Annotated in this window: 2 protein-coding genes and 2 pseudogenes; all 4 read right to left on the reverse strand. The window is 40.3% G+C overall.

Annotation, left to right across the window (positions count from 1 at the left end):
• Positions 1-222 (reverse strand): annotated as a pseudogene (locus ACE3MQ_RS27205) (hypothetical protein); the annotation flags it as partial.
• 766 nt (positions 223-988) lie between these two features.
• On the reverse strand, positions 989-1,471 hold the full coding sequence (locus tag ACE3MQ_RS27220; RefSeq protein ID WP_379398757.1) for a hypothetical protein: 483 nt from the start codon (positions 1,469-1,471) through the stop codon (positions 989-991).
• Between the two features lie 635 nt (positions 1,472-2,106).
• Positions 2,107-2,451 (reverse strand): hypothetical protein, encoded by a 345-nt coding sequence (locus tag ACE3MQ_RS27225; RefSeq protein WP_379398759.1) that lies wholly within the window; start codon positions 2,449-2,451, stop codon positions 2,107-2,109.
• 17 nt (positions 2,452-2,468) lie between these two features.
• Positions 2,469-3,031: pseudogene (locus ACE3MQ_RS27230) on the reverse strand (hypothetical protein); the annotation flags it as partial.

The following is a 3,031-nucleotide window of genomic DNA, read 5'->3' on the forward strand; positions in this document are numbered from 1 at the left end:
GTCTGTCGGATCCATGTATTCGCCTGCGTACCGGAACGGATTGTCCATCTCTCCGATTTGACTACTAATATTCCCCCATGGATCGTAGTCGTATGTCCCTAATAATTCGCCTAACGGATCGATCATCCCTCGAACATCGCCATGTCCGTCGTATAAATAATAGGCCCGGTTATCTCCATCTGGAAAATAGGCTGACGAGCCTGGTCCTAATATACGAGCCAATCGCTGCAAACCATAGGTATTATATGCAATGATCTGCCCGGCTGCGTCGGTTTCTAGCGAGATTTGGTCTTGATCCCAGTAGAATTGATCCGTTGCCCGTCCATAATCGACCCTATTCGCAAACCATCCCCGTTATATTCATAGAAGATTTGGCCATATACCGCATCAGTAATGGAAATCGCATCATATACGCTATCCGTTACCGTAAGCAGACGATTCAAAGAGTCATATGATTATAGATATCTGCCATCTTCCAACAAGTTGCCGTTAGGATCGTAAGTGTACGCTATATTCTTGTTATCATCAGCAAGACCAATTAACTGATTTAGCGCATTGTAGCTATAGAGACGCGTTTGTCTCAGTTGCCCTGCAACTACGTATAGGGATTGAAAATATCCGAACCCTGTCTTGTTGTTGCCATTTGAATAACTCGGTCGTTTGGATCATGAGCATAGGTTCTGCTCACGACGGTTTCTGTGTAGTCTATAGTAGATACCAGTTGCCCCGAAGGATCGTAAGAGTATGATATTTTCTCGCATCAGGAAGCGTCTTTTTCTTCAACCTTCCAGCGGCTGTATTTGTCGTCCCTGTCTGATCGGTCGTTGGTTGTATTGTACGATCTTGCTACCACAATTTAAACCCGATTTACATTTTGTATCGGTCAAATGTGTTTTTGATAGAATGATGGATTTATTCGGCACTCGGCTAGCCCACCACCAGAGAAAAAACCTTGAAGGGCATGAAGCTAATCAAGGTTAGTGTGGTGTCAATAGCTTCCTAGTTCTTCCTTTTGTAGCTGAGCAACTTTTCTAAATGGTTCGTACAATGCAGATATTTTCTTTCGAAAGTCATTGTCCTTCATTAGGAGTGTATCCTTTTCTAAGGCATTGCTAATTGCATAAAACTCTTCACATTCAACAGATGCACCTTCACCACCATCTGCCTCGTCCCCAGACTTTAACAATAAATCTTGAAGAGATAATTTTCCATCTAGATACATCAGATAAAAATATCCAATTATTGCATCGCTAGAAGGAACATCATTTTTTACCTCAAACCTCTCTGAAATCAATAAATCACAAAGTGCGTCGCTTAACATGTCAATACTATTGGCTAGCGAAATGTTAATCAGCCAATCTTCAACTGATGTTTGTTTTAAAATACGTTGATCAGCCCAGTTTTGCCAGTCCTTCTTTTTGTAATAACCACTAAAAGATATCGCAAAAAGATAGTGAGCAATTGGTACCATTCTACCACCTCGAAGTATCAGGATGAAGAGCAAGAGTGTTAGGACCGTGTTGTTGTAGGATTCTGCCATGGGTTTGGATGATGGTGTGGGCTTTCATGATGATGTGGTTTCCCATGGTTTGTATAATCGTTATTTCCAATCCTTCTGCCGAACTGGTCATAAATTGTTACTCTCTTGTACAACTCTCCAGTATTACTTAATTATTATTCTATAATGCTCCGCGTACCAGTTGCAGTATGCGTTCTCTCTCTCTTGTGTTTGGTGCTCCCTTATAGTTTGGATTTATATCCTGCTCCCAGTACCTTGCCAATCCATAACCATTTCTCGAGTAACGACCCCCTTCTATATGTAACTCCATAATCTTTTTATTTCACTCGGAAGATTTCCTAAATCCACTCTAACAATTGTTCTACTTTTTGGGTAGTACAGGCGTTGTAAATCGTCAACTCCTTTGAATTTGGGCATGTAAAAAGGCTCATTCCCACTCATCGTTCAAGAGGAATAAGCCTTTGATAATTAGTTTAAGCTTGCATCAAGGTGATTTAGTGTTTGGTTTGTTGGTTGTATTGTATGGTCTTGTTATTGGGCTTATAAATGGGTTTACAAAAATTTTCAATAGACCCCAGTGAGACTATTTATTCAGCTGCAAAATAAACCTTGATTTCGTCAGCTAGTTCAAGTACTTTCCTCCATTCAGGTGAATTTCTAACTGCGTTAATATTCCATTCATCGCCTTGTTGTAATTCTAGAACTAAGTTTCTTAAAATAGAACTTTTATACATCATCTCAACACTAATTAGTCCAGCATCGTTTAGTCTTTGCAAGATATCATCGTGTAAAAAAGAAGTAACCCCAGTATCAAATTCTTCAAAAATGTTATACCCGATTTCCATATCATCCTCCCTTAACAGATATGTTCCACACTTATTAATCGTATCAACGTATAGCTCCATAAGTTTTTCTATAGATATTTTCTCCATTCAACAAATCTCCCTTATTATTGAATAATCGTAGCTTTATCACCAGGTAACGGTTTATAATCAGATCCCACCACCTTGACTTTACCTGTTTGCCCACTAGAGAATCCAATGTATGACCCTCCATGCACTCCCCCTCCTGGATGATAGAATACTGACTTATCGCCGTTTGTAAATTTCCAGCCAGTACCGGCAGAGCCATACGTACCTCTCGTCCATCCATCTCCAAGGGTCCTTCCAACTTCATCAGCTGATTTTCCCCATAAAGCTTTGGGATTACTTAGTATATCATCGTAAGATTTCAACTCTGTTACCCATGTAACATTTCCGTTTCCATACTTGCTCTTGTAGTATTCATTCCATTCTGCTCCTGTTCTAGGTATCTTTGCAGAATCACCCGTCCCCCTAGCAGCCCTAGAAGCAACTTTTGACGTGTCAAAAGCGTTATCAGCAATGCGAATCACTTTTGCTATTTTACCCATAGGAATAACGCTAATTGCGGCTAATATCTTTTCTCCATCCGTAGTGCATTCGTCTGCCAAAGTCAACAGATCATCCATTATGAACACTCGGCCCACTGATG

The organism is Paenibacillus lentus (genome assembly GCF_042714055.1).
Taxonomy (GTDB): Bacteria; Bacillota; Bacilli; order Paenibacillales; family Paenibacillaceae; genus Fontibacillus; species Fontibacillus lentus_A.